18 protein-coding genes are annotated in these 24,935 nt (G+C 32.0%); 5 read left to right on the plus strand and 13 right to left on the minus strand.

Features of this window, described 5'->3' with window-relative positions; genetic code table 11:
* Positions 1 to 92: 92 nt before the first annotated feature.
* From rpsA to AC8GF4_RS13510, 6 genes are all read right to left on the minus strand, one after another.
* The gene (rpsA, locus tag AC8GF4_RS13485) at positions 93 to 1,871 is read right to left on the minus strand and encodes a 30S ribosomal protein S1 (RefSeq protein WP_506595394.1); all 1,779 of its coding nucleotides are present in this window, start codon (positions 1,869 to 1,871) and stop codon (positions 93 to 95) included.
* Between the two features lie 546 nt (positions 1,872 to 2,417).
* Positions 2,418 to 3,794, minus strand: coding sequence for a nucleoside permease (locus tag AC8GF4_RS13490; RefSeq protein WP_506595396.1), 1,377 nt, complete (start codon positions 3,792 to 3,794; stop codon positions 2,418 to 2,420).
* Between the two features lie 69 nt (positions 3,795 to 3,863).
* Complete coding sequence (gene cmk / locus AC8GF4_RS13495) at positions 3,864 to 4,556, minus strand: (d)CMP kinase (RefSeq protein WP_506595398.1); 693 nt, start codon at positions 4,554 to 4,556, stop codon at positions 3,864 to 3,866.
* Positions 4,557 to 4,702: 146 nt separating this feature from the next.
* Positions 4,703 to 5,725 carry a type IX secretion system protein PorQ gene (porQ, locus tag AC8GF4_RS13500; protein ID WP_506595400.1) on the minus strand — a complete coding sequence of 341 codons (1,023 nt, stop codon included), beginning with the start codon at positions 5,723 to 5,725 and terminating at the stop codon, positions 4,703 to 4,705.
* 148 nt (positions 5,726 to 5,873) lie between these two features.
* Entirely contained in the window at positions 5,874 to 8,327 is a 2,454-nt protein-coding gene (gene lon / locus AC8GF4_RS13505; protein ID WP_506595401.1) for an endopeptidase La, read from the minus strand.
* Between the two features lie 369 nt (positions 8,328 to 8,696).
* Entirely contained in the window at positions 8,697 to 9,389 is a 693-nt protein-coding gene (locus AC8GF4_RS13510; RefSeq protein WP_506595402.1) for a hypothetical protein, read from the minus strand.
* A gap of 163 nt (positions 9,390 to 9,552) precedes the next feature.
* Here AC8GF4_RS13510 and AC8GF4_RS13515 point away from each other — a divergent pair, with 163 nt between their 5' ends.
* The 4 genes from AC8GF4_RS13515 (at position 9,553) to AC8GF4_RS13530 (ending at position 12,497) form a co-directional block, all read left to right on the plus strand.
* The gene (locus tag AC8GF4_RS13515) at positions 9,553 to 10,107 is read left to right on the plus strand and encodes an RNA polymerase sigma factor (protein WP_506595404.1); all 555 of its coding nucleotides are present in this window, start codon (positions 9,553 to 9,555) and stop codon (positions 10,105 to 10,107) included.
* The gene (locus AC8GF4_RS13520; protein WP_506595405.1) at positions 10,104 to 10,646 is read left to right on the plus strand and encodes an anti-sigma factor; all 543 of its coding nucleotides are present in this window, start codon (positions 10,104 to 10,106) and stop codon (positions 10,644 to 10,646) included. The genes AC8GF4_RS13515 and AC8GF4_RS13520 overlap by 4 nt, the downstream gene beginning before the upstream one ends.
* Complete coding sequence (locus tag AC8GF4_RS13525; RefSeq protein WP_506595407.1) at positions 10,630 to 11,694, plus strand: hypothetical protein; 1,065 nt, start codon at positions 10,630 to 10,632, stop codon at positions 11,692 to 11,694. The genes AC8GF4_RS13520 and AC8GF4_RS13525 overlap by 17 nt, the downstream gene beginning before the upstream one ends.
* A 74-nt stretch (positions 11,695 to 11,768) precedes the next feature.
* Entirely contained in the window at positions 11,769 to 12,497 is a 729-nt protein-coding gene (locus AC8GF4_RS13530; RefSeq protein WP_506595408.1) for a head GIN domain-containing protein, read from the plus strand.
* Between the two features lie 159 nt (positions 12,498 to 12,656).
* Here AC8GF4_RS13530 and AC8GF4_RS13535 read toward each other — a convergent pair whose 3' ends face one another.
* The 7 genes from AC8GF4_RS13535 to AC8GF4_RS13565 all read right to left on the minus strand — a co-directional run bounded on the left by AC8GF4_RS13535 (position 12,657) and on the right by AC8GF4_RS13565 (position 23,885).
* Positions 12,657 to 13,976: an MFS transporter gene (locus AC8GF4_RS13535; protein WP_506595410.1), complete on the minus strand. Its 1,320-nt coding sequence runs from the start codon at positions 13,974 to 13,976 to the stop codon at positions 12,657 to 12,659.
* 362 nt (positions 13,977 to 14,338) lie between these two features.
* Entirely contained in the window at positions 14,339 to 15,157 is an 819-nt protein-coding gene (locus AC8GF4_RS13540; RefSeq protein ID WP_506595412.1) for a M48 family metallopeptidase, read from the minus strand.
* A 165-nt stretch (positions 15,158 to 15,322) separates the two neighbouring features.
* Entirely contained in the window at positions 15,323 to 17,227 is a 1,905-nt protein-coding gene (gene glgB / locus AC8GF4_RS13545) for a 1,4-alpha-glucan branching protein GlgB (protein WP_506595414.1), read from the minus strand.
* A gap of 42 nt (positions 17,228 to 17,269) precedes the next feature.
* Positions 17,270 to 18,898: a maltokinase N-terminal cap-like domain-containing protein gene (locus tag AC8GF4_RS13550; protein WP_506595416.1), complete on the minus strand. Its 1,629-nt coding sequence runs from the start codon at positions 18,896 to 18,898 to the stop codon at positions 17,270 to 17,272.
* Positions 18,898 to 20,832 (minus strand): alpha-1,4-glucan--maltose-1-phosphate maltosyltransferase, encoded by a 1,935-nt coding sequence (locus AC8GF4_RS13555; protein ID WP_506595418.1) that lies wholly within the window; start codon positions 20,830 to 20,832, stop codon positions 18,898 to 18,900. The genes AC8GF4_RS13550 and AC8GF4_RS13555 overlap by 1 nt, the downstream gene beginning before the upstream one ends.
* Positions 20,833 to 21,184: 352 nt before the next feature.
* Positions 21,185 to 22,465, minus strand: coding sequence for a glucose-1-phosphate adenylyltransferase (locus AC8GF4_RS13560; RefSeq protein ID WP_506595420.1), 1,281 nt, complete (start codon positions 22,463 to 22,465; stop codon positions 21,185 to 21,187).
* Positions 22,455 to 23,885 carry a glycogen synthase gene (locus AC8GF4_RS13565; protein ID WP_506595421.1) on the minus strand — a complete coding sequence of 477 codons (1,431 nt, stop codon included), beginning with the start codon at positions 23,883 to 23,885 and terminating at the stop codon, positions 22,455 to 22,457. Before AC8GF4_RS13565 ends, AC8GF4_RS13560 begins: the two co-directional genes overlap by 11 nt.
* A gap of 185 nt (positions 23,886 to 24,070) precedes the next feature.
* On the opposite strand from AC8GF4_RS13565, the gene AC8GF4_RS13570 reads away from it, so the two are divergent.
* Positions 24,071 to 24,934 (plus strand): alpha/beta fold hydrolase, encoded by an 864-nt coding sequence (locus tag AC8GF4_RS13570; protein WP_506595423.1) that lies wholly within the window; start codon positions 24,071 to 24,073, stop codon positions 24,932 to 24,934.
* The last annotated feature ends 1 nt before the right edge of the window (position 24,935 follow it).

Genomic DNA, 24,935 nt, shown 5'->3' on the forward strand with positions numbered 1-24,935 from the left:
AATATAAAAAAGTGAAATTAGTTACAATTAAATATAGCACAAAAAAAGCCCCACATTGCAGTGGGGCTTCCTATATTCAAAAAATCAAGAAATTATTTTTTCTCTGATTTTTCCATTTTAGCTTTCAATGCAGCCAATACATCATTGTTATCTCCTAAAGTTGCAGCTGGTGCGTTTGTAGATGATGCAGATGAAGTATTTTCAGTTACAGCTTTCACGTTTTTCTCTTCTTCTTCACGGAAGATAGCAGTGTGAGATGCAACTACTCTTTTGAATTCTTTGTTGAATTCAATTACTTTGAAATCAGCAGTATCACCTTTTTTCAATTTCTTACCGTCTTCTTTTTCAAGGTGACGAGTAGGAATGAAAGCAACGATATCATCTCCGAATTCTACAGTAGCTCCTTTGTCAACGATTTCAGAAATTTCACCATTGTGGATAGTTCCTACAGCGAAAGAATCTTCGTATTGATCCCAAGGATTAGCAGTAGTTTGTTTGTGACCTAAAGATAATTTACGTCCATCAACATCTAATTCTAATACAACTACATCAAGTTTTTCACCAACATTTACAAATTCAGATGGGTGTTTGATTTTCTTAGTCCAAGATAAGTCAGAGATGTAAATTAATCCATCAATTCCTTCTTCCAATTCTACGAAAATACCAAAGTTTGTAAAGTTTCTAACGATACCTGTATGTTTAGAACCTACTGGGTATTTAGAAGTGATGTCAGTCCAAGGATCTTGAGTCAATTGTTTGATACCTAATGACATTTTACGGTCATCTCTGTCAAGAGTTAAGATAACAGCCTCAACAACATCTCCAACTTTTACGAAATCTTGAGCAGAACGTAAATGAGTAGACCATGACATTTCAGAAACGTGGATTAAACCTTCAACACCTTCAGCAACTTCGATAAATGCACCGTAATCAGCGATTACAACTACTTTACCGTTTACTTTATCACCAATTTTTAAATCAGCATTTAAAGCATCCCATGGGTGAGCGTTCAATTGTTTCAATCCTAATTGAATTCTTGTTTTCTCATCATCGAAATCAAGGATTACAACATTTAATTTTTGGTCTAATTCAAGAACTTCACTTGGGTGGTTGATTCTACTCCAAGAAAGGTCAGTAATGTGAATTAATCCATCAACACCACCTAAGTCAATAAACACACCATAAGAAGTAATGTTTTTAACAACACCTTCTAATACTTGTCCTTTTTGTAATTGACCGATGATTTCTTTTTTCTGTACTTCAATATCCGCTTCAATAAGCGCTTTATGAGAAACAACAACATTTTTGAATTCGTGGTTGATTTTTACCACTTTGAATTCCATCATTTTGTTTACATATACATCGTAGTCTCTAATTGGTTTAACGTCAATTTGAGATCCTGGTAAGAAAGCTTCAATTCCGAAAACGTCAACGATCATACCACCTTTAGTTCTGCATTTTACAAAACCATTAACGATTTCTCCTGTTTCGTTAGCCGAAATAACTCTATCCCATGATTTGATAGTACGTGCTTTTCTGTGAGACAATACCAATTGACCTGTTTTGTCCTCACGGATGTCAATTAATACTTCTACAGTATCACCTACTTTTAATGCTGGGTTGTAACGGAATTCGTTTAATGAAATAACACCTTCCGATTTTGCGTTGATATCAACGATAACGTCTCTATCTGTAATTCTAACAACCACACCATCAACTACTTCTTCTTGATCTGTAGCGATAAATGTTTTTGAAACTAGTTCTTCGAATTCCAATAAGTTTTTCTCATCTACTGCATCGATACCTTCTTCGAAGTTATGCCAGTTAAAATTTGCTAAAAACTCTTCTTGTGATTTTAATTGTTCAGACATGCTGATTGAAAATTTGTATTCTGTTTTTCTTGAGTTTCTCAAAGCGATAGAAAAAACAGAAGTTGTTTTACTTAAATTGTTGATACCTAAAGGAAACTCCTATCCACCAAAAGGTGTGCAAAAGTAATTCATTTATTTAATATGGCAAAATATTTAAAGCGAGATATTTATTAGGAACACAAAAAGAAGCAATAAAAGGTTTTGGAGCGAAAGATTGGGCATTTTTATTGGCATCGTTCCCGCTGTCCTTCCAATCTTTTATAAGCTTTGTCAAAGTTTTAAACTTTGACAAAGCTTATAAAAGGATTTTCCCTCCCATCGGGGCTAGCTAGGTAATATTGTGATTTAGCAGTATTTAAAAACGTTTATTTATAGCCCACGGTTTCAACCGTGGGTAACGTATCATAAAACATTTATATTTCTCGGCATTATCACCAACGGTTGAAACCGTGGGCTATGGCAGAATCAAAACTATGATTTACCGTTAATGACAAACCCGTCTTGTTCTAAAAAACAAGACGGGTTTATTTAAAATTTTATCGTGATTTAATGATTCACATTCTCCACTTCATTTGGATCGTGATCGTGTTTAAACATAACTGCAAATGCAATAGCAATAATCAATGAATAAATTGCAAATGCCAACCAAATGGTATGCCAATCTTTCATTAACAAAGCCGAATCCAATAATCCATCAGTAGAAATCACTTTACCTTGACTTTTTACAAATTCCAACATATTAGGATTAGTATTTTCTGTTTCCAGAAACGAAGCCAACTCTTTTGTAGTACCAAAAGACTTGGTAAAAAAACGATCAATAGCCCAACCCGAAGTAAAACTTCCCAAAATCGCCCCTACTCCATTGGTCATCATCATAAACATCCCTTGAGCCGAAGAACGGTTTTTGGCATCTGTATGCGTTTCCACAAACAAAGAACCCGATATATTAAAGAAATCAAAAGCCATACCATAAACAATACAAGACAAAATAATCATCCACAATCCATCTGTTGGATTTCCAAAAGAAAATAATCCAAAACGCAATACCCATGCCAACATACTAATCAGCATCACTTGCTTAATACCAAATCGTTTCAAGAAAAACGGAATAGCCAATATAAACAAAGTCTCCGAAATTTGAGAAATCGACATTATAATAGTAGAATATTCAACTACAAAAGAATCGGCATATTTAGGAAAATGTTTGAACTCATCCAAAAAAACATCCCCATAAGCATTGGTAAGCTGTAAAGCTCCTCCCAAAAACATTGAGAATATAAAAAACAAAGCCATTTTATAATTGGCAAATAATTTAAAGGATTCTAATCCCATCGTTTCCATCCAGGAAGCATTTTCTTTTATCAATCGTTGGGGTTTGCATTTTGGCAAACTAAAGGCATATAAACCCAACAATATCGCAGCTACTCCTGCAATATAAAACTGATAAGCAGTCGCTTTGTTTCCTGTTAGATTTGTAATCCACATGGCTACAATAAATCCAATTGTTCCAAAAACACGAATCGGCGGAAAGCTCTTAACAACGTCCAGACCATTTGTTTTTAAGGCATTATATGAAATTGAATTACTCAATGCAATAGTTGGCATATAAAAACACATTGCAACAAGCATAATGTAAATAAAAGTTGTTGGAGTGGTAACTTCGGGTAAATAAAATAAAACACAACCATACAAAATATGTAAAACACCATACAATTTCTCGGCATTAATCCACCTGTCTGCTATAATTCCAGTAAGTGTGGGCATAAAAAGAGAAGCAATTCCCATTGTACTAAAAACCAAACCAAATTGAGTACCTTCCCAATTCTTTGTTCCAAACCAATAATTTGCAATGGTAATCAACCAAGCTCCCCAAACAAAAAATTGAAGAAAGCTCATTAATGTTAACCTATTTTTAATTCCCATAAAATGTATTTTTATTATAAAAAAGTATCAGCTTGTAAAACTACTATTTAAAATCAAACGTGCAAATATTTATTCATTTTGTAATACATCATTTATCAACTCCAAAACAACATCAAATTGTTCCTTACGATCCAAATATGAATTGTCAATTTCTATAGCATCATCAGCCATAACCAAAGGAGAATCTTCTCTATGGGTATCAATGTAATCTCTTTCAACCACGTTCTTAAGAACATCTTCATAAGAAACTAGATCTCCTTTTGCTTGCAATTCATCAAAACGTCTTTCAGCGCGAGTATCTGCTCCTGCGGTCATAAATATTTTGAGTTCAGCTTTTGGAAATACAACAGTTCCAATATCTCGACCATCCATCACAATTCCTTTTGCTGCTCCCATTTCTTGTTGTTGCTCTACCAACTTGGAACGAACTTCTGATATTGCCGCTACAGAACTCACGAAACTCGATACTTCCAACGTTCTAATTTCTGTTTCGACATTGACATCATTTAAATACATTTCGGCAAAACCCAAATCAGCATTAAATTTAAAAACCAGTTTTATAGCAGGCAAACTGTTTATCAATTTATCTTTATCCAAAAATTCAATTCCAATACAATTGTTTTGCATGGCAAATAAAGTCACAGCCCGATACATAGCACCTGTGTCTACATATACATACCCTAAATGTTTAGCCAATTGTTTGGCCAAAGTACTTTTTCCTGTGGATGAAAATCCATCTATTGCTATGGTTATTTTTTTCATGTTTTTGTTTTAAATTTGACAAAATGTGTTTAATTTATTTGCCTTACATTATTCTATATTCTTTGCTCTTTTTTCTCTTCTCTTTTTTCTCTTCTCTTTTTTCTCTTCTCTTTATTCTATTTTCTCTTCTCTTTTTTTTAAAAAATTCATTCCCCAAAATTAACAACCAAACCAAACAAACTGGTATTTCCTGCCAATGTATACCTCGAATACGAATAATTAAGTTTTAATTTATTCAGTTTTAATCCAAAACCAAACGAAAGTCCCGAAAAATTACGTTGATCTTGAATTTGCAATTCAACAGCTCTCCGAAAATTATAGCCCAATCGAAGGTTAAAAGATCGTTTAGGAAAAAGTTCTACCCCCAGTATCATATGCCGAAGTGCATTATTAAAAACAGAAATTTTTTCTTCTGTAACACTTCCGTCTATTGAAGTTTCTGAATTAACAGGGTTCGAAAAAGCTAAATTCCACTGTTGCAAATTCTCGACTGTTAAGTGCCAACGTATCGGCACATGCTCCAATTCCTGAGAAACTCCAGCAATTATTTCAAATGGCAAATCCTCCCTTTTACCATCATAAGTAGTAAATTGAGTTCCAATATTTTTAAGTGTCAAAGCCCAATTTACATCGTTTTTTTCGTCAATAAAAAGAAAACCCAAATCTAAAGCTCCCCCAAAAGAAGTATAGGTTTCTAATGAAGATTCAATAAACTTGGCATTGGCACCAATGTGTATGTCTGTATAAGGAATATTGTATGCATAGCCCAAAGAAAGTGCAATTTCACTTCCAGTAAATGATGAAGTAGGTAAGCCACTTTCATCATAACCTTCAAATTTTCCGTAATTAATATAATTGATTCCAGCGTGAAAGGTTTGTAAGTGTTGGTCATACGTATACGCGTATGAAGCAGTTCCATAAGTCACTTCGCCAAAATAATTACCATAATTCAAACCCAATCTGTTGTCCATTTCTTCATTGATTGAAGCTGGATTAAAAAGTGCTTGGTTAACATCTTCGTCATAGATGGTAATCACTTTTCCGCCCAATGCCGCTTGTCTAGGCGAAGTAACCAAATTCAGAAACTCATAAGTACTTTTCCCTCCAATTTGCCCGTAAATAACAGAACAAAAAAGAGTCAAAAATAAAAATAATTTTGTTTGGGACATGCCTATAATTGCTATTTGGAATAAATAATACGCAGTTGCGAAGATAAAATTATTAATATAAATAAAAGCTAAATCTAAAAAACAAATTCCAAACTCCAATCATAATGATTGGAATTTGGAATTAAAACAATTTATTTTCTATTTTACTCTATTTAAGTTCTTTAGCATTTTTTACTTTGTCTTTGGTTATAGCAATTTCCAAAACCTCGCTCATTTCTTTTACATAATGAAATGCAAGCCCTTCTAAATACTCTGGCTTAATCTCATCAATGTCACTTTTGTTCTCGTGACACAAGATAATTTCTTTGATATTAGCTCTTTTGGCAGCCAATATTTTTTCTTTAATCCCACCAACTGGCAATACTTTACCTCTCAAAGTGATTTCACCTGTCATTGCCAAATTTTTCTTCACTCTTTTTTGAGTCAATAAAGATACCAATGAAGTCAACATGGCGATTCCAGCACTTGGCCCATCTTTTGGAGTAGCCCCTTCGGGCACATGTAAATGAATATTATATTTAGAAAGCAATTCTGAATTCAAACCTACCAATTCAGCATTTGCTTTGATGTATTCCAATGCAATAGTCGCAGATTCTTTCATAACGGTTCCTAAATTACCGGTAATCGTCATAGAACCTTTTCCAGGAGAAAGTAAAGATTCTATAAAAAGAATATCACCTCCAACACTTGTCCAAGCCAACCCTGTTACTACACCAGCAACATCATTATTTTCGTATTTGTCACGCTCTAATCTTGGAACACCCAATACTTTTAAAATATCTTCGTCGGTTACTTTTTTATTGTATTCCTCTTCCATTGCAACCGATTTGGCAGCATTACGAATGATTTGTGCAATTTTATTTTCTAATCCACGTACACCAGATTCACGCGTATAGCCTTCCACAATTTTTTCCAGTTGCTTTTTGCCAATACTCAAATCTTTGGCTTTTAATCCATGTGCAGCCAATTGTTTAGAAAACAAATGCTTTCTAGCAATTTCTACTTTTTCTTCAATGGTGTATCCTGACATTTTGATAACTTCCATACGATCAACCAGTGCAGGCTGAATAGCTGCCATATTATTGGAAGTCGCAATAAACATCACTTTTGATAAATCATAACCCATTTCAAGGAAATTATCATAAAAAGAACTGTTTTGTTCCGGATCTAAAACTTCTAATAATGCCGAAGATGGATCTCCGTTATGACTTGAAGACAATTTATCAATTTCATCTAAAACAAATACAGGATTCGATGTTCCAGCTTTCTTTAAACTCTGAATAATTCTTCCTGGCATTGCTCCAATATAAGTTTTTCTATGTCCACGAATCTCGGCTTCATCGCGTAGTCCGCCTAATGAGATACGAACATATTCTCTTCCCAATGCTTCGGCAACAGATCTACCAATTGAAGTTTTTCCAACTCCCGGAGGTCCTGTTAAACAAATGATTGGTGACTTCATATCGTTTCTCAATTTAAGTACCGCAAGATGTTCAATCATTCTTTTCTTTACCTCTTCCAATCCAAAATGATCTTTGTCTAATACTTTTTGGGCATGCTTTAAATCAAAATTATCTTTAGAATATTCGCCCCAAGGCAATTCTAAATACATTTCTAAATAATTTCTTTGAATACCAAAATCAGGAGCTTGCGGATTCATTCTACGCATTTTGGACAATTCTTTTTCGAAATGTTTTTGCGTTTTTTCGTCCCATTTTTTGGTTTTGGCTTTTTGACTCATTTCGTCCATTTCTTCCTCCTGCGAAACGCCTCCCAATTCTTCCTGAATGGTTTTCATTTGCTGGTGCAAGAAATATTCTCTTTGCTGTTGGTCCAAGTCAAAACGCACTTTGGATTGAATGTCATTCTTCAATTCGAGTTTTTGTAACTCTACATTCATGTAACGCAAAGTTTCCAGAGCGCGATCTTTTAAACCATTAATAGATAATAAATCCTGTTTCTCTTTTACAGACAAATTCATATTTGAAGAAACAAAACTAATTAAAAACGAAGGACTTCCAATATTTTTTATAGCAAAAGTAGCTTCTGACGGGATATTTGGACTTTCATTTATAATCTGAACAGCCAGCTCTTTTACAGAATCAACTATTGCATTAAACTCTGTATCTTTTTTGATTGGTCTTTTTTCAGGTACATCTTTTATCTTGGCCGTAATATAAGGTGACTCCGAAACAACTTCTGTGATTTCAAAACGTTTTTTCCCTTGTAGAATAACCGTTACATTACCATCAGGCATTTTTAAAACCCTTAAAATACGTGCAACAGTTCCTATTTTATGAATATCATCTTTTGATGGATCTTCATCTTCCTCATTGATTTGCGCAACAACTCCAATTACTTTTCCTGCAGCATTGGCATCATTGATTAGTTTTATAGATTTGTCTCGTCCTGCAGAAATTGGGATAACAACTCCTGGAAACAAAACAGTATTTCGTAAAGGTAAAATGGGCAAAGAATCGGGTAATTCTTCGTTATTCATTTCCTCCTCATCTTCTGGAGTTAATAATGGAATTAATTCGGCTTCAGAATCAAATTCTTGAAGTGACAGATTGTCAATGGTAAGTATTTTATGATTTGACATAGTAGTATTTAAGTCTTTTTGTCATTAATTTATTAATTCGGAACGCAAATATAAGGTATCACAACAATATTTCGAGCTAATATCGAGGTATAAATACACTATTATATTGAGGTATAAAATAAGGCAATCTTTATGCCAAAATAAATCTCATTCCTATTTATCTTTAAGTATTTTCTATCTGAAGCCAAAAAATACCGAATTAAGACATATTAAAAAATTAAAATTTAATGCTGTAAATAAGCGGTAAAAACCACTCCATCCATTATAATCGGAAGCGTTTTTAAAATAGATACTGAATTTATCCCCTAAAAATCAATGCATAAAAAAACCCAAAATTAATTTTGGGTTTTCAATTTAGCTTTTAAAATATTATTTAATGATATATGATTTAAGTTCTGTAAAAGTTCCATTATTATCGGCCTTAATTAAACCTATATTCTTAGCAATCCAATATTCAGAAATAACTTCAGAAGTTGATTGCCCAGTAATAGAAGCAACTTGGGTAAATCTAAATTTAATAACATCTTTAAAAGTTACCCCATTTAAAATTACAGAAGCTCCTTTTTCTAAAATTTTCCCTGTATAATTTACGTTGGTAACAATACTTGGGAAATTAGGAATATTATAACTTGTTGTATGTGTATATTTACCAGTCCATGTTTGGTTAACATCCAAATAATCCTTAAAAAAAAGAAATTCATATCCAGTGACCTTACCTGTAAATCCTTGTAAATCAATATTTATATCTCCTAACTTTAAATAATAATCACCTTGGTTTTTCTTAATCCAAGAAGATACTTCTCCAGTAAGCGAAGCTCCAACTCCAGCCATTTGGTCAAACTTGTAATACTTTGCTCCACCCATTTCATCAGAACCTATTATTTTCATAGTACTTTCTTCCCCCTCTTGAGTAAAAACCCAACTATTACCTACAGTAGTTGGCCAATAGTCGCCAGTTGAAATTCCGCCAGTTACCTCATCATTAGAAGAGTCACTACTGCAAGAAAAAAAAGAAAAGCTTATAAAAAGCGATAACAATAATAAATTAGTAATTTTTTTCATATTTTTTTTTATAATTTTATAAGACAAAAATAGTATTTAATTTATTACTCCCAATATTAAATTGTAAAAAACAAATGACATATTTCAATCTTTCGTAAATTAAAATCACAAACTGTAACAAACCAAAATATTCAATGTCTTTATATAAAATCATAAAAACTATTTGAGCTTAAGCAATCAAAATATCGAAGATTTAGTTTTACTCTGCAAACAGAATAATCAGAAAGCACAATTTGAGATTTATAATCGCTATTGCAAGGCGATGTATAATGTGGCCTATCGAATTGTGAAAGACGAACATTTTGCCGAAGATGTAATGCAAGAAGGTTTTTTGAAGGCATTTACCAAAATAAATGATTTCAAACAAGAAGTTGCCTTTGGTGCTTGGTTGAAACGAATTATAGTGAATTACAGCATTGATTTTTATAAAAAAAACAATCAATTTAAAAGTGAAGATTTTGAAAAAACACTTTACAAACTAGAAGAAACTGAAAAAGAAATAGATGAAAGCTTTGACTTTAATGATTTAAAAGTCAAACAAATTCTAGAAACGATTCAATCCTTAAAATATAGTTATTCAATGATTTTAAACTTATTTTATATTGAGGGTTACGATCAAGAAGAAATAAGCGAAATATTAAAAATTAGTTATTCCAACTGTAGAACAACTTTAAGTAGAGCTAAAGAAAGCTTACGAAAAAAATTAAATGAAATATGAAAATGAAAAATGAAAATGAAAAATTAGATCAGTTATTTGAAAAATACGAAGACCAATGGGATGTTTATGACATCAATCCCAAACATTCGGAACGATTTTCAAAAAAACTAGTTTTAAAAAAACAAAAAAAGAATTACACCTTCATTTACGCAATAGCTGCTTCTTTGGTTGTTATGCTAGGTGTTTCAGTTTTATACCAAAATAATGAAAAACCAAAGGAGCTTAAATTTGCCTCAATAGAAACAAAACAAACCGACTCTATTTTTACTGTTTTAATTCAAAATGAATTAAGAAAAATCAAAGAAAAAAAATCAACTGAGAATGAAAAAATAATCAGTGATGCCTTAAAACAAATGAAATCGCTAGATAGCGATTATGAAAAAATCAAGCATGAATTGGAAATCAACGGCGAAAGTAAGCCAATTATTTTTGCTATGATTAGCAACTTACAAACCCGAATTTCATTTTTGCAAAGTGTCTTGCAACATATTGAAGAATCAGAAAAACTCAAAAAATTAAACGATGAAAAAACAATATAACCTACTCCTACTTATATTATTGATACCTTTTATTGGATTTTCAAATGATGATTTCACCTATTCCAAACAAAAAACGATTAGTAAAGCATACATTGTTAATAGTGATGCAGGAATTAATATAGACAACTCTTATGGATCCATTTTTGTTACAACATGGAATGAAGATAAAATTGAAATAGAAGTACTTATAAAAGTAAGTGGCGATAACGAAAAATGGGTGAATCAAAAACTTGAAGGAATCAATGTAGATTTTTTAGGTTTAAAAAATATGGTTACCGCCAAAACGGTTTTTGAACATACCGCCTCAAACAATAATGGCCGAAATAATAACTTTGAAATCAATTATACCATTAAAATACCAAAAAATGGCAGTGTAAAACTGAATAATAAATACGGAAATATAAGCACTACGGATCTTTATTCATTAACAGCCATTACTTGCAAATATGGAAAAATTAATTTAGGAAAATTAAATGGAAGTAATAATGATATTGAAATTGGTTATTGCTCAAAATCGACTATTGATTTTTTAAAATCGGGAACTATTACATCAAAATATTCTGGAATAAAAGTAGATGAAGTTTCAAAACTAAATTTATTCTCAGATTATTCAGAAGTGGAGATCATAAATGCAAATGATATAAAATACAATAGTAAATATGGTAGTTTAAAACTCCAAAATGTAAACTCATTAGATGGAAATGGAGGTTATTTGACTATAGACATTGGAACCTTATCCAATCAATTAAAGCTAAATACAAAATACAGTTCTATTTCTATTGACGCGATACAAGCCAAAGCAAATACTATTTCTATTGTATCTGGATATAGTGGAATATCGATAGGTTTTCAACCCAATTATTTCTTTGATTTTGATGTTTCTGTTCGATATGCTGATTTTAAATACGATTCAAATGAAATGGAAGTTAGTTCCAAAGAGGAAACCAATTATACTAAAAGAGTAAGTGGTTATTATAAGAAAAAAGGAGTAAATAAAGTTTCAATTTCATCTGATTATGGCAATGTAAAACTTTATAAAAATCAATAGCAACTTCAATAGCAATAGCAATTTGAATTTTAAAAAAGTTTCAAGTATCAATCTATAATTTAAATCAATCAAATATGAAAAATTCAATTCAAATCATCGTTTTAAGTGCTTTGTTCATTACAACGATGGCAAATGCACAATGGTCTTCTAATAATAGAATTAAAGGAAATGGTAAAATTATAACCGAAAAAAGAACTACTTTGGGTTATGACGAAATTGATGTTTCTGGTTTCTTTGATGTAAATTTAATTGCTGGAAAAGAAGGAGAAATATCCATTCAGGGAGAAGAAAATTTAATGCAATACATCAAAGTGGAAGTTACAGGAAATGTTTTGAAAATTTATACAGAGAAAAATGTAAACATCAGTTCCAATAAAGAAATTATTTTGACCGTTCCTTTTGAACAGATTAGTTATGTGTCACTTTCAGGTTCGGGTGATATCAAGTCCAAAAGCACTATTGAAAGTTCAAAATTTTCTGCTAAACTATCAGGTTCCGGTGATTTGAATTTGGATGTTAAAACAATTGAATTTGAAGCTAATCTAAGTGGTTCAGGAGATGTTGTTTTAACTGGAAATTCGGATAGTTTTATTTCTAAAATATCTGGTTCAGGCGATGTTGATGCGGTCAATTTAGCTACCAAAAATGCAAATCTTACAATCTCAGGTTCGGGAGATATGAAGGTAAATTGCAGCCAAAGCTTATATGCCAGAGTTTCTGGGTCTGGAGATATTGCTTACAAAGGAAATCCTGAAATAAAAGATACAAAAGTGAGTGGGTCGGGTGAGATATCGAAGATGTAATAAAAAACACTGTAACTAATAGTTTGCAAAAAAAATGCCGCAGATTCATAGATTAAATAAAATCTGCGAATCTGCGGTAATTTTTTATGATTTCTGTCATAAGACTTTTAATCTGTCATTCAATTTTATAGACTTTCAGCCATAATGATTCAGAAATTACTAGGCCTCTTTTTTAGGAACGCGTCTTAATAAAAAGATGCTAATCACGAAAAAGACAGCCAAAATAACAATTGCCATTCTAGGACTTCCAGTGATTTGATCTATAATTCCATAAACGCACATCCCTATTACAATTCCTACTTTTTCTGCTACATCATAAAAACTAAAGAATGAAGTCGTATCATTAGTCTCAGGTAATAATTTTGAATAGGTGGAACGGGACAAAGATTGAATTCCTCCCATTACAAAACCCACAACTGTTGCCATAATATAGAAATGCAATGGTAATGTTATAAAAAAGGCAAGACCACAAAATATTGCCCAAACACTATTAATTGCGATTAAGGTCGGAATATTTCCAAATTTAGCAGAAGCTCTTGAAGTTAAAACAGCTCCAAGAACAGCTACTAATTGTATTAATAAAATGCAAATAATTAATCCAATAGTGCTTTCTTCTTTCGATGACCATTGAATTTCTTGTGCGCCAAAATATGTAGCTACCAGCATAACGGTTTGTACTCCCATACTAGAAACAAAAAAACCTCCCAAATAACGCCTCAACGAAACATTTTCATTTAATAATAACCAAACCTTTTTCAATTCTTTGAATCCATTAAAAACAACCGACTTAGTTAATTTTCGATTGGTATTTTTATTTCCTTTCGGCAAATAATAATAAGAATACTGACTAAATAAAATCCACCAAACTCCTACCATTACAAAAGAATAACGCATGGCCTTCATTGCTGCTTCACCATCTGTTCCGGTAATTCCAAAAAGTTTTGGTTTCATAACCATCGCTAAATTAATGATCAATAAGAGTACACTCCCTATGTAGCCTAATGAATAGCCTTTGGCACTTATTTTGTCTTGTTGTTCCACAAAAGCAATATCTGGCAAATAAGAATTATAAAAAACTAAGCTTCCCCAATATCCTATCAATCCGAAAAAATAAAAAGCAAGCCCTAAATAAATATTTTCGAGATCAAACCAGTACAATCCCATACAGGATAATGAACCTAGATAACAGAAAAACTTCATAAAAGATTTTTTATTCCCAACATAATCGGCAATTCCAGACAATAAAGGTGATATAAAACAAATAACTAAAAACGCAGCAGCAGTAATAAAACTAATTAAAGCAGAGTTTTTTAAATGAAGTCCAAAAACATCAATGTAATGATCACGATCTGAAAACAAAGCTTCATAAAATATTGGAAATATAGCCGATGCAATTGTAAGTGTATAAACCGAATTTGCCCAATCATAAAATGCCCATGCGTTTAATAATTTTTTACTTCCTTTTTGCAATTGCTCCATGTTTTATCTTTTTATCATGCTAAAGTATCCATTTTTAAGAACAATTGCAGTCTTTTATTTTAAATAATTGCATAATTTAATGATTTAAAAACAGTACCATTTAACCATTTTTTTACATCAATTCATTTTATTTCTGTGAAAATTTAAACCTTAAATGCAAAAAAACCATTTCGATTGAAATGGTTTTTGAGTTATTTTTTAAATTGTATCATATGAATATCCGCGACTTAAAACTGGCCACAGATTAAAAAGATTTATACCGTTTTCTTTAATGATACGCTTGAAATCTATGAAAATCAATATAATCAGTAGCGAAAAAAATATATTCAGTAAGCTTTACGGACAGTCATGATGTATTTTATTTATTTAAAAATTACACCAAACTTTGCCGCTGTAGCTTTTGCACCAGGAACCAAAGCTTTTAAATTTGCAATTCTAGAAACATCAGATGGATGCGTACTCAAAAACTCAGGTGGCTTTTGTCCTGATGATTCGGTTGCCATTCTGCTCCAAAAATCGATAGCATCATCTGGATTATAACCTGCAATTGCCATCAATGTAAGTCCAATCTTATCAGCTTCGTTTTCATAACTTCTGCTAAAAGGCAGCATTACTCCTACTTCAGATCCTATCCCATAATATTGTTGCCACATTTGTTGGTTCTCTGCACTTTGATTACCTGTGGCAAGCGAAACGCCAACAGCACCAATACTTTGTAATTGAGCGGTACTCATTCTTTGCGCTCCGTGATTGGCCAATGCATGAGAAACTTCATGACCCATTACTGTTGCGAGCCCAGCATCATTTTTTGTAACAGGAAGTATTCCCGAATAAAAAACAATCTTTCCTCCTGGCATGCACCATGCATTTACTTCTTTATTTTCAACTAGTTTATATTCCCATCTATAATCTTTTAGATACTCCGATTGCCCAATTGAAGTTAAATACTTCTGTGCTGCAACTGCAATTTTCATTCCAACTTCTGTTACTTTGTTGGCTTCAGGAGTCCCTGAAATTACTTTATTCTCCTTTAAAAAGGTGTCATACTGCTGAAAAGAGGAAGGAAACAACTGACTGTTCGATACAAAATTTATATTCTTAGCTCCTGTAACAGGATTAGTCGCACATGACAAAAACAATCCGATGGTGCATACCACAATTATTATATTCTGCTTCTTCATATTTTTTTTTATTAATTTATAAAATTAAAATTTTAGCAGTTTAAATAAATTACAGAATTAAAAAAAAACATATCATTTTTATTGGATTATATACAACAATACCCCTTGTCAAATTCCATTTTGAAATTTTGCAAGGGGCATTTAAAAAAATCAAATTAGTATCTATTAAAATTTAAAGACCAAAACAGAAAGTGGAGGCAAGAGTAATGCAACAGAATAATCTTTTCCGTCATAAGGAATTGATTCTACTTTTAATTTGTTTGCATTTACAACTCCACTGCCACCAAAATCAGTAGAATCACTATTGAATATTTCTACAAGTTTTCCTGTTTTTGGCAGACCTATTCGGTAATTCTCTCGCACAACTTGCGTAAAATTGAGTACCACAATCAAATCATCTTTTGGATTATTTCCTTTTCGAATAAAAGACATCACAGCATTCTCATGATCAGAATAGTTTATCCATTCAAAACCGTCTTGGCTAAATTGTTTTTCATGTAATGCTGGCTGTGATTTGTACAATTCATTAAGTTTGGTAATTAATAATTTAATACCATTATGAAATGGATATTGCAATAAATGCCAATCCAAACTGCTTTCAAAATCCCATTCACTACTTTGACCAAATTCAGATCCCATAAACAATAATTTGGTACCTGGATGTGTAAACATGTAGCCGTAAAGTAAACGCAGATTGGCAAATTTCTGCCACTCATCTCCAGTCATTCTTCCCAGAATAGATTTTTTGCCATACACTACCTCATCATGTGAGAGTGGTAGCATGAAATTCTCGGTATAGGTATACGTCATCGAAAAAGTTAAATCATTTTGATGGTATTTTCTGTACACTGTTTCTTTTTGAAAATATTCTAAAGTATCGTGCATCCAACCCATCATCCATTTCATTCCAAAGCCCAACCCTCCAACAAATGTAGGTCTGGAAACCATCGGAAAGGATGTGCTTTCTTCAGCTATTGTTTGTACTCCTTCATAATTGGCATATACTGCCTCATTAAAATCTTTTAAAAAACTTATAGTGTCCAAGTTTTCTCTTCCGCCATAAATATTTGGTTCCCACTCCCCTTCTTCTCTGGAATAATCAAGATATAACATCGAAGCAACCGCATCTACTCTTAATCCATCAATATGGTAATGATCCAACCAAAAGAGTGCGTTACTAATTAAGAACGAACGAACTTCATTTCGTCCATAATTAAAGACCAAACTTTTCCAATCGGGGTGATAACCTTTTCTACGATCAGGATGCTCAAATAAATTGGAACCATCAAAAAATCCCAAACCATGTGCATCATCAGGAAAATGTGACGGAACCCAATCCAAAATCACTCCAACTCCAGCTTCATGTAATTTATCCACAAGAACCATAAATTCTTGAGGAGTACCAAAACGGGATGTTGGTGCAAAATAGCCCACTAATTGATACCCCCATGATGGATCATATGGATATTCCATCACTGGCATAAACTCTATATGTGTAAAGCCTGTTTCTTTTACATATTGAACCAAATCTTCAGCAAATTCCAAATAAGTCAAGAATCTATTTTCTTCACCATGTCTTTTCCATGAACCCAAATGCACTTCATAAACCGAATATGGTTTATCCAAATCATTATGCTCTTTACGAGTTTTCATCCACTTGCTATCTTTCCATTTATGATCCAAATCCCAAACAACAGAAGCGGTATGAGGTGGCTTTTCGCAATAAAAAGCAAATGGATCCGCTTTTTCGGTTATTAATCCATCGTTATTAGATTGTATTTTATATTTGTAAGTTGTCCCTTGTTCTATACCTGGAATAAAACCTTCCCAAATACCCGATGAATCCCAACGCACTTGCAAATCATGCTCACCTTGTATCCAGAAATTAAAGTCCCCAATTACCGAAACTGTTCTTGCGGATGGTGCCCAAACAGCAAAATAAACTCCTTTTACCCCATCAACTTCAATAAGATGAGCTCCTAATTTTTCGTAAAGTCTAAAATGTTTCCCAGCTTTGAATAAATCAATGTCGAAATCTGTAAAAAGCGAATAGGTTTGTACTTTGTTCATTTTTGTGTTTTATTTTTTGTTGAAATTGTAATCAACTAATTTTTATTTAAAATTCATTATACTGGCAATTCCCGTCAAAGGTATTACGGACCATCTTGGTCTGGAATTTAACTCATAACCCAATTCGTATATGGCTTTTTCCAAAAGACAATATTTCAATAAAAAATCTATTTCTTTTTTATATCCAATATTAAGATTTCCGCCTTGAGCGACTTCTGTATAAGTATTCAGAAAAACGCCGACAAAATATTTGTATAAAATTTCCCCTGCTTTAAAAAGTTCTTCCTGTTCGAATGGGTATTTGTCATTGCTGTTAAAAATGGTAGCATAAATAGAATAATGAAAAGAACGAAACATTCCTGCAACATCTTTCAATGGAGGTTGTTTTACTTTGCGGTCTCGGATGGTACTTTCGGGTTCTCCTTCAAAATCAAGAATAAAAAAATCATCACCGTTCACTAAAACCTGTCCCAAATGATAATCTCCATGAATACGAATGCGTTCTGACTTCATTTGTGTCCAGTCAAAATCAAGAAAAGCTTTTCTGATTTCTTTTTTGTGATCCAAAAATTGATTCGCTAACTCTAAGGCTAAACCATCCAATTTGTGTAAATTGTTTTCTAAAATATTCAAGCGATTTTGAAATTGATAAGTCAATCTGTTTTTCAACCAAACCGAATAATCACCATTATATGTAAGCGGTGTAAATGCAGTCTCGTGAATATCGCTTCCTAAAGCGATGTGCATTTCGGCAGTTCTAGTAGCTAAAGTTTGTATTTTTAGAAATATACTCAAACCTGCCCAATCAATGATTTCATGAGGAACATCATTTAATTTAAGTCTCTTGAATAAATCGATATCTGGAAGTTTGCTGATGGAAATCTTTTTAGCATTCAAATTATCAAAAATCCGATCTACTTCATCTAGCATATATTTCCAAGCATCACCTTGATTAGGAACCAATTCTTGCATCAAACCAAGAGTAATATTCCCCTCAGATGAAACAATACTTATGCTTCCAGTGTAAGCAGGTGAATGCTTAAATTTCATTCTTTCGGTAAGGAAACGACTAATTTCATAATCAGGATTCATACTAATGTAAATTCTTCTAAAAATTTTCAGTACCAAATTGTCATTGTAAACAATGGAAGTATTACTTTGCTCAACACCCATAAAATGGGATGAAATATACTCTTTGATATGCAATGCTTTTCCTTTGTGAAAAGTAACTATCGATTCCTCATTTTTTTTTGAATGGATTATTTTATCAAAAAGCAATTTTCTAAAATCTTCTTGATGCAAAGCATCCACCAGATATCCCTCCTTTTCGTTCATTACAACTGGAGCAATAACCGTATTGGTGTCTAAATCTTCTTCAGACATAAATGACAAAGGCATAAAGTAATGCTGATAAAAAGCTTCTTTAAAATTAACTTCTAATAAAACGCCGTAATAAGTATTCTCATTTGAAGATATTTTAAAAGAATGTACAATTTCAATATACTTAAGGGTACTAGCTTTACCACCGTACCATCTTTTATTGATAATATAATTTTCTAAAATATCGGAGGCAAAAATTTTAATGAAATTTTCATCTTCAAGAGCATCTTCCCATTCGGTGTGAAATACAAATGGGTTTTGATATTCGGCTTCGTTAATTTTATCAACCATTATTTCTGAATTATAAATAGATGAAAAGGCAATTCTGGGGGAAGTTCAACATAATTCCATTCATTATCCCATGAATAGGTATTACCAGTTATCAAATCTGATACTTGAATATTCTGGTTTCCTATTTTTTCTACAGGAATTCGAATCATTGCTTTTCCTGTATTATAAGGATCTAAACTGACAATCATTAAAGTTTCATTTTGCATATCATCATCAAACTTATAATAGGCTAATACCTGATCATTATTAGTATCACAAAAAACAATATTATTGGTTTGTTGCAATGATATTTGCTCTTTTCTAATGGTATTGATTTTTGTAATTAAAACAGTAAGCTTATTTTGAATAGTCCAATCCCATTTGTAATATTCGTATTTTTCTGAATCTAAATATTCTTCTTTACCTGAAGCCATTGGAGCACAAACCATATATTCAAAAACGGGTCCATATATTCCAACATTTGAACTCAAAGTTGCTGCCAAAAAGTATTTTTGCAAATGCACCGATTCATTCCCACTTTGCAAAGCAAAAGGATTAATGTCTGGCGTATTGGGCCAAAAATTGGGTCTGTAAAATTCTTTTTGTTCTGTTTTAGTTAATTCTTCGACATAATCCGTCAATTCTTTTTTAGAATTTCTCCAAGTAAAATAAGTGTACGATTGACTGAAACCCTGCTTTGCCAATTCGTTCATGATTTTTGGGCGTGTAAAGGCTTCCGCCAAAAACAAAACATCTGGATGTTTCTTTTTGATTTCAGCAATTAGCCAACCCCAAAAATAAAAGGGTTTTGTATGTGGATTATCGACTCTGTAGATTTTAATATTGCATTCTTCAATCCAAAATAAAGCAACGTCAAGTAATTCTTTCCAAAGATTTTTCCAATCGGAGCTTTCAAAATAAATAGGCTGTATATCTTGGTATTTTTTTGGAGGATTTTCGGCGTATTGAACCGTACCATCAGGCCTCCATTTGAACCATTGCGGAAAATCTTTAACGTAAGGATGATCTGGAGCAGCTTGCAAAGCATAATCCAAAGCCACTTCGATTCCAAGGTCTTGGGCTTTGCGAACTAAGTCTTTGAAATCTTCAATTGTTCCTAATTCGGGATGTGTTGATTTGTGGCCACCGTGATGAGAACCAATTCCCCATGGAGAACCAACATCACCATATTGGGCGTTTGTTGTATTGTTTTTACCTTTTCTATTTACTTCTCCAATTGGATGAATTGGCGGAAAATAGAGTGTGTCAAATCCCATTTCGGCAACTCGAGGAAGCAATCTTTCGCAATCTTTGAAAGTACCGTGTTTACCATCTTCTTCTGAAGCTGAACGCGGAAAAAATTCATACCAAGTACTGAATAATGCTTTCTTTCGATCTACATATACTTTCAGCTCGCTTGATTTATTCTCTAATAATCGGACTGGGTATTTTTTAAATATTCTTTTGAGTTCTTCAGATTTTGTTTCTTTAACAGCGTTGTCGTATTCAGATTCTGCTGTAAAATAATGAATTAGTCGATTGAGATATTCATTCTCAGAAGAATCAACATTTGCAAGAATAGCTTGAACATACTCTGCACCTTCTAGCAACTCGGATTTTACATATTGATTGTCATTAATTTTACGTTCGGTTCCGTGTTGCCAGTTTAAAGCATAATCTACCCAGCCTTCAACAAAATACGAATAATTGCCTTGTTTTTCGACTTGAAATTCGGCAATCCATTCCTCATTTTGTGTAGGAGTCATTCGAACTTCCTTCCATTTTTTTGAGAATTCATGTTTGAATTTGACACAACATTCCAAAATATCGTGTCCGTCAGAAAAAACGGTCGCAGTTACCACTACTTTTTGACCAACAATTCTTTTTATAGCAAAGCTTCCACCATCTAATTGTGGCAAAACATTCTCGATAATTATACGCGTTTGATTTTGCATTATATAAGTTTAATTGAAATTTAAAAATAGTGATTATTAAATATTTATAAAAATAAAATACAAAAAATACACATATTTTATTAAATTAATCTATAAGTTATTATTTATTGTGAATTGTAATTAAAATAACTTCAATCAATCATTTTCCTATAGCAAAATGCTTTAAAAAGGAATATGTTTTCTATTAAAACTATTTGATTTACATCACCTCTTTTAAAAAACAGACGGCAACTACTTATTTTTACACAAAAAAACTACTCCATTTGAGAAAAGTATCAAATTTCGAACTCTTGTTTAAAAATAAATAATTGCCGTTTACTTTGCATTTAAAATTTTAAAAGCTACTGTGTGTTTATTTAATTATAAAATTATCCGGAATTAAAGCTCCTTTTCGGATAACAATAATACCTTCTTTTATACAATACAATTCGCTTGATACATCTTCCAAATGTTTACCTCCTTCAATATGAACATCATTTCCAATTCTGCTATTTTTGTCAACAATTGCATTGTGAATGAAACACCTTTCTCCTATACCTATCAATGGTTTATTGCTTTTTATATCTTCATTTATATCATTAATATTTTGATAAAAATCATTACCCATTACATACGAATGCTGTATTATAGTACCCTCACCTATCCTAGCTCTATTACCAATTACCGATTTGGTAATCTCTTTAGCATGAATGATACAACCTTCAGAAATTAATGATCGCTCAACCATTGTTTTCTGAAACTTCGATGGAGAAAGTAATCGTGGTCTTGTATAAATTTTATTGTCGTTATCGAATAAATTAAATTGCGGAATATCATCTGTTAAACCAATATTGGCTTCAAAAAAGGAATCAATATTTCCAATATCTGTCCAATATCCTTCATACTGATAACTCAATAATTTTTTGTTTCCTACCGCTTGAGGAATAATTTCCTTACCAAAATCCTTAGTATCTGGATTAGACATTAATTCGATTAATAATTTTCTATTGAATATATAAATACCCATAGACGCCAAATAATGCTTTCCTTGGCTTTTCATTTCTTCACTAACTTCCGATTTCCAATCTGGCAATAATTCCTTTGCTGGTTTTTCAATAAAAGATTCTATACAACTTTCGGAATTGGTTTTTAAAATCCCAAATTCAGGAGCGTCTTTATCGTTTACAGGTAAAGTAGCGATAGAAATATCAGCTTCTGCAGCAATATGGGCCTCTAACATTTCATTAAAATCCATTTGATACAATTGATCTCCCGAAAGTATTAAGGCATAATCAAATTCGTGATTCAAAAAATGTGGCATACATTGCCTTACAGCATCTGCGGTACCTTGAAACCAAGTAGGATTGTCAGGTGTTTGTTCTGCAGCCAATATATCTACAAAGTTTTGACTAAAAATACTAAAATTATAAGTATTCTTTATGTGTGCATTCAAGGAGGCCGAATTAAACTGGGTCAATACAAACATTTTAAAAATATCTGAATTCATACAATTTGAAATTGGTATATCAACCAATCTATACTTTCCAGCTATCGGAACAGCAGGTTTTGAACGACTTGCAGTAAGAGGATACAATCTTGAACCTTGCCCACCTCCTAAAATAATAGCGATAACACTTTTCTTTTTAATTCTCATTTCGTTTATTGATAATTAAGTTATATAATTCAATGTATTCCTGAGCTACATTTTCCCAAGAATGGTTAGTTTTCATTCCTTTTAATCTTAATTTAGTTATTCTAGTTTTATCTTGATATAATTCTAATGCTCTTTTAATGGATGTACAAATATCTTGAACCGATGCTTGTTCAAAACAAATACCATTCCCAGAGTCTTCAAAATCAATAACAGTATCTTTTAAACCTCCTGTTCTCCTTACAATTGGTATTGTTCCGTATCGTAAGGAATACAACTGAATCAAACCGCAAGGCTCCAATCTCGAAGGCATCACTATAAAATCTGAACCTGCATATGTTTTATGTGCTAATTCTTCGTCATAACCAATAAAAGCATTAAAACTCCCTTTGTAATCAATTGCTAATTGAGTTAATTGATCTTCAATTGTTGAAATTCCGGAACCTAAAATAAGAATATTCAATTCATTATTGTTATCATTCAATGCTGACATTGAAGCTTCTGGCAACAAATCTGCCCCCTTTTCGTTATACAAACGACCAATAAAACAAAAAAGAGGTTTTGATGAATCTAAATTAAATTGAGTGCATAATTTCTCTTTGTTTTCTTGTTTTCCTTTTTCTTGTGTTTCTAATGAATAATTTACATCAATCATCGGGTCTGTGTTTGGATTCCAAACAGTGGTGTCAATTCCATTAAGAATTCCTTTGGATTTGGATCGAACCATTTGAAATAAAGATTCAAGCCCAAAAGCAGAATAATTAATTTCATTAAGATAACTTGGCGAAACTGTAGTTACTGCATCGGCGCATTTTATTGCTGCAGCCAAAGAATTAATACAATTTCCCCATTCTAATTGATGAACATGAATCAAATCAAATTCTGGCAAATAATATAGGTTATCAAATCCAAATTGTCCTTGATACAAACCATTATGAATGGTTATCAAAGTTGGTACATTTATTAATTTTTCATATTTCTTGCAATAAGACATCATAAATGGGACCAATCCCGTGTGATGATCGTGGCAATGAATCACATCTGGGATAGAGTTTCTTCCTATAATCCAATCAAGTGTTGCAATTTGAAATGCTAAAAACCGTTCAATATCATCTTTATAACTATATATATTTGGTCTATCAAATAACTCTGGAATTTCTATTAAATACAATTCAAACCCCAATTTATCATTAACTTCTTTAAAAACTGAAAAAGGGAAATTAAAATTACCCAATATTACAGTACTCCAATGAACACATTCAAAGTCATTTTTTTTTTTTAAAATTGTATCATAACTTGGTATTACAACACGCACTTGGTGTTCAATACCATTTTGAAATTTTGGCAATGCTCCAATCACATCTGCCAAACCACCTACTTTTGCAACAGGATAACATTCTGCACCAATATGAAATATTTCCATTTATATAATTTTTCCTTAAATATATAAAATTTTTTGTAAGTATTATTAGTATGTAATATTCGAAATTTAAATTGATACTTTGAATAAAATATAATTAAATTAACTTTAATTTTACTGTACTTTTATGTTTTTTAAATTTAGCTAAAAAAAATTAATTTATAAGATACTTATACAGTTTTATCAATATGACAAAAAACACTGCAAATCACCTAAAACCATTGAAAATTCCTAGATTTTTAGTGGTTACAAGTCATTTTTTCGCTTATTTGTCTCCCAAATTGGCTACGCTATTCGCTTCTAAGTTGTTTGTTACCCCAATAAAACATAAAATTCCAAAAAGAGAATTGGAGATGGATTTTAAAAGTCTTCAAAAATTAATACTAATTCCTAAAATAAACAAAAAGATCAATATATATGAATATGGAATAAGCGATAAAAAAGCATTACTAGTACACGGTTGGTCAGGGAGAGGAACGCAATTGTGTAAAATTGCAGAAGAATTATTAAAATCAGGCTATTCTACTATTAGTTTTGATGCCCCAGCACATGGAAAATCTCCTGGGAATTCAACAATAATGATTGATTTTATTGCTTCTATTATTGAAATTGACAAGCTATACGGGCCATTTGACATTGCAATTGGTCATTCTTTAGGAGGTATGTCAGTTTTAAATGCTATAAAAGAAGGATTGAAAGTGAGAACATCAATTATAATAGGAAGCGGCGATATTGTGCAAGATATATTAGATGATTTTATTGCTAAATTGGAATTAAAACCTGATTTCAGTCAACTATTACGTATTCATTTTGAAAAAAAGTATAAAGAAAAAATGGATGACTATAGCGCATTTAAAGCCGCTTCAGAAACTTTAATCCCTACTTTGGTCATACATGATGAAGACGACCCTGAGGTACCTGTAAAAGCAGGATTACATATTTATGACCATCTTAAAAATGGAGAATTAATGCTAACAAAAGGATTAGGCCATAGAAAAATACTTGCAGACCATAAAGTGATTGAAAAAATAATTAATTTTATAAAAAACTAGA

It is taken from the genome of Flavobacterium rarum (SeqCode) (assembly GCF_965234445.1).
Lineage (GTDB): Bacteria > Bacteroidota > Bacteroidia > Flavobacteriales > Flavobacteriaceae > Flavobacterium > Flavobacterium rarum.